At 76.1% G+C, this 4,627-nt stretch carries 2 protein-coding genes and 1 pseudogene; all 3 read left to right on the plus strand.

Annotated features, from left to right (window positions below; all coding sequences use genetic code 11):
* Positions 1-200: pseudogene (locus E1165_RS28055) on the plus strand (hypothetical protein); the annotation flags it as partial.
* Positions 197-1,897 (plus strand): DNA polymerase Y family protein, encoded by a 1,701-nt coding sequence (locus E1165_RS28060; protein WP_132394708.1) that lies wholly within the window; start codon positions 197-199, stop codon positions 1,895-1,897. The pseudogene E1165_RS28055 and the gene E1165_RS28060, both read left to right, overlap by 4 nt.
* 54 nt (positions 1,898-1,951) lie before the next feature.
* Positions 1,952-4,627, plus strand: a 2,676-nt coding sequence (locus E1165_RS28065) for an error-prone DNA polymerase (RefSeq protein ID WP_132394709.1), incomplete at its 3' end; no start/stop codon positions are given.

The following is a 4,627-nucleotide window of genomic DNA, read 5'->3' on the forward strand; positions in this document are numbered from 1 at the left end:
GGTCGGGTCGGGGCCGGCTGCGTCGCCGCGAGGTCACCGTGTCGGCGCGCGGGCGCGGCGCCGCCGCCCGCCCGAAGGAGATCAAGGTCTGGCTGCCCGGTGACCACCTCACCCGGGTCATCCCCCGCCCGTCGGCCGCCGCGCCCGGCGTCGCCGACGCCGCCCGCCGCGTCGCGTTCACCCTGGTGGGCCCGGTGTGACCGGCCAACCGGTGCGTACCCTGCTGCTCTGGTGCCCGGACTGGCCGGTGATCGCCGCCGAGATCGTCGACGGGGTGCCCGCCACCGGGCCGGTGGCCGTGCTGCACGCCAACCGGGTGGTCGCCTGCTCCGCTCAGGCCCGTGCGGAAGGGGTGCGCCGGGGCCTGCGCCGGCGGGAGGCACAGGGGCGCTGCCCGCGACTCACCGTGGTCGACCACGACCCCGGGCGGGACGCCCGCGCCTTCGAGCCGGTGGTCGCCGCCGTCGAGGAGGTCGTCGCCGGGGTCGAGGTGGTACGCCCCGGCGCCTGCGCGCTGGCCGCCCGCGGCCCCGCCCGGTACCTCGGCGGCGAGGAGGCGGCCGCCGAACGGATCGTCGAGCAGGTGGCCCAGGCCTGCGCGGTGGAGAGCCAGGTGGGCATCGCCGACGGGGTCTTCGCCGCCGGGCTGGCCGCCCGCAGCGGCCGGATCGTGCCACCGGGCGGGACGCCGCCGTTCCTCGCCGGGCTGCCGGTCGAGGCGCTCGGCCGGCCCGCCCTGGCCGACCTGCTGCGCCGGCTCGGCGTGCGTACCCTCGGCGACTTCGCCACACTGCCCGCCGGTGACGTGCTGGCCCGGTTCGGCTTCGACGGGGCGTTGGCCCACCGGCTCGCCGGCGGGCGGGACGACCGGCCGTTGGCCGTCCGGCAGCCCCCCGTGGACCTGGCGGTGACCGCCGACCACGACGAACCGCTGGACCGGGTCGACGTGGCCGCCTTCGCCGCCCGTGCGCTCGCCGAGCGGCTGCACGACCGGCTCGCCGCGCACGGCCTGGCCTGCACCCGGCTCGGCATCGAGGCGGTCACCGCGCACGGCCAGGAGCTGCACCGGGTCTGGCGGCACGACGGCCTGCTCACCGCCGCGGCCATCGCCGACCGGGTCCGCTGGCAGCTCGACGGCTGGCTCTCCGGCAGCACCGGCCGCGCCGGTGCCCGACCCGCCCGACCGACCGCCGGGATCGTCCGGCTGCGGCTGGTCCCGGACGGGGTGCTGGCCCGTTCGGGGCTGCAACCCGGGCTGTGGGGGGAGGCTGGCGAGGAACGGGAGCGGGCGCACCGCGCGTTGAGCCGGGTGCAGGGCATCCTCGGCCCGGAGGCGGTGGTCACCGCGGTGCTCGGCGGCGGCCGGTCCCCGGCCGACCAGACGCGCCTGGTCCCGTGGGGCGACGAACGGCTTCCCGCCCGCCCGGGGGCCGCTGGCGGGCTGGCGCCCGCTCCGGGGGAGCGGGCTGGCGCCGTGGGGCGGGCCGGTGAGGCGGGTGTCGCCCGGCCGGCCGGCGGGCCGGGCGGGGCCGTCGAGGTACGCCGGGCGCCGGGTGGCGGGAACGTCGTACCGCCGTGGCCGGGGCGGCTGCCACCGCCCTCGCCCGCGGTGGTGCTGCCCAGCCCACTCGCCGCGAGCGTGCACGACGTCGCCGGTGAGCCGGTCGTGGTCAGCGCGCGGCTGGTGGTCAGCGCCGCGCCGGCCCGGTTGACCGTCGGCACGGCCGCGCCGGTCGAGATCGTCGGCTGGGCCGGTCCCTGGCCGGTGGACGAACGCTGGTGGGCCCCGGCCGAGGCGCGCCGCCGGGCCCGGTTCCAGGTGTGCCTGGCCGACGGCGCCGCGCTGCTGCTGGCCGTCGAGGCGGGCCGGTGGCTGGTGGAGGCGATCTATGACTGAGCGTCCCACCCCGCCCATCGAGATCCCGACGAAGGCCGGCCGCGGGGCGGCCGGATGAGTTTCCACAACCCGAAGCTGCCCTGGTCCGAGCTGGAGCGGGTGCTCTCCGGCCGTCCCGCCGCCGAGCGTGGCGGTCGGGCCGACCGGGGGCGGGGGGAGCGGCGGCTGCGCGTGGTCGACCCGCTCGCGGTCGACGCCGACGGGGGCGACGCCCCGGCCTGGAGCCGCACCCGGCAGCGGTACCAGCCACCCGAGCTGTCCCGACCCGACGGCACGGCGCCCTACGCCGAGCTGCACGCGCACAGCAACTTCAGTTTCCTCGACGGGGCCAGCCACCCGGAGGAGCTGGCCGAGGAGGCCGCCCGGCTGGGGCTCACCGCGCTTGCCGTCACCGACCACGACGGGTTCTACGGCGTGGTCCGCTTCGCCGAGGCGGCCCGGGCGCTGCGCCTGCCGACGGTCTTCGGCGCGGAACTCTCCCTCGGGCTGCCGGGCCCGCAGAACGGCGAGCCCGACCCGCTCGGCCGGCACCTGTTGGTGCTCGCCCACGGGCACGAGGGGTACGCCCGGCTGGCCGCCACCATCTCCCGCGCCCAGCTGCGCGGCGGGGAGAAGGGCCGCCCGGTCTACGGCGAGCTGGAGGAGGTCGCCGCCGAGTTGCGCGACCACGTGCTGGTGCTGACCGGCTGCCGCAAGGGGCACGTGCCGGCGGCGCTGCTCACCGGGGGCGTCGACGCGGCGGCCCGGGAACTGGACCGGCTGACCGCGCTCTTCGGCGCGGAGACGGTGGCGGTGGAGCTGACCGACCACGGGCACCCCGTCGACGCCGACCGCAACGATGCCCTGGCCGAGCTGGCCGCCACCGCCGGGGTGCCCACGGTGGCGACCAACAACGTGCACTACGCCACCCCGGGGCGGCGCCGGCTGGCCACCACCCTGGCCGCGGTGCGGGCCCGGCGCAGCCTGGACGAGATCGACGGCTGGCTGCCCGCCGCCGCCACCGCCCACCTGCGCAGCGGCGCGGAGATGGCGGCCCGGTTCGCCGCGTACCCCGGGGCGGTGGCCCGGGCCGCCGAGTTCGGCGCGGAGCTCGCGTTCGACCTGCAACTGGTCGCGCCGCGGCTGCCGGCGTACCCGGTGCCGTCCGGGCACACCGAGATGAGCTGGCTGCGGCACCTGACCATGACCGGCGCCCGGGAACGCTACGGCCCGCCGCAGGCGCACCCCGAGGCGTACGCGCAGCTGGAGCACGAGCTGCGGATGATCGACGAGCTGGGCTTCCCCGGCTACTTCCTGGTGGTCTACGACATCGTCACGTTCTGCCGTGAGCAGGACATCTACTGCCAGGGCCGGGGCTCGGCGGCGAACTCGGCGGTCTGCTACGCGCTGCGGATCACCAACGTGGACGCGGTGCGGCACCGGCTGCTCTTCGAACGTTTCCTCGCCCCGGAACGCGACGGCCCGCCCGACATCGACGTGGACATCGAGTCCGACCGCCGGGAGGAGGTGATCCAGCACGTCTACGCCCGGTACGGCCGGGAGCACACCGCGCAGGTCGCCAACGTCATCTCGTACCGGCCCCGGTCGGCGGTGCGGGACGTGGCGAAGGCGTTCGGGTTCTCTCCCGGCCAGCAGGACGCCTGGAGCAAGCAGATCGACCGGTGGGGTTCGGTCGCCACGGTGGACGTGGCGGACATCCCCGAGCAGGTGGTCGCGTACGCCAACGAGCTGCAGACGTTCCCCCGGCACCTGGGCATCCACTCCGGCGGGATGGTGATCTGCGACCGGCCGGTGATCGAGGTCTGTCCGGTGGAGTGGGGGCGGATGCCGGGGCGCAGCGTGCTCCAGTGGGACAAGGACGACTGCGCCGCCGTCGGCCTGGTCAAGTTCGACCTGCTCGGCCTCGGCATGTTGTCGGCGCTGCACTACGGCTACGACATGATCGGGTCCAGCCTCGACCTCGGTGACATGACGCTGGACGACCCCGAGGTCTACGAGATGCTCTGCCGGGCCGACTCGGTCGGGGTGTTCCAGGTGGAGAGCCGGGCCCAGATGGCGACGCTGCCCCGGTTGAAGCCCCGCGAGTTCTACGACCTGGTGGTCGAGGTGGCGTTGATCCGGCCCGGCCCGATCCAGGGTGGCTCGGTGCACCCGTACATCCGGCGCAAGAACGGCCAGGAGCCGGTGACGTACCCGCATCCGCTGATGCGCAACGCGTTGGAGAAGACCCTGGGGGTGCCGCTGTTCCAGGAGCAGCTCATGCAGCTCGCCATCGACCTGGCCGGCTTCGACGCGGCCGGGGCCGACCAGCTGCGCCGGGCGATGGGGGCGAAGCGGTCGGTGGAGCGGATGGCGCAGCTCGCCGACCGGCTCTACGCCGGGATGGCCGCGCGGGGCATCACCGGCGAGCTGGCCGACGACGTCTACCGCAAGCTGACCGCGTTCGCCAGCTACGGCTTCCCGGAAAGCCACGCGATGAGCTTCGCCTACCTGGTCTACGCCAGCTCCTGGCTCAAGCGCTACCACCCGGGGCCGTTCCTGGCCGCGCTGCTCAACGCCCAGCCGATGGGTTTCTACTCGCCACAGACCCTGGTGGACGACGCCCGCCGGCACGGCGTCGAGGTCCGCCGGCCGGACGTCAACGCCAGCGGCGTGAAGGCCACCCTGGAGTCCACTCCGGCCACCCGGTGGGGGAGCCAGCCGGGGGAGCCGCCGCACGGGTGGGGCCTG

The organism is Micromonospora sp. KC723 (genome assembly GCF_004348595.1).
Lineage (GTDB): Bacteria > Actinomycetota > Actinomycetes > Mycobacteriales > Micromonosporaceae > Micromonospora.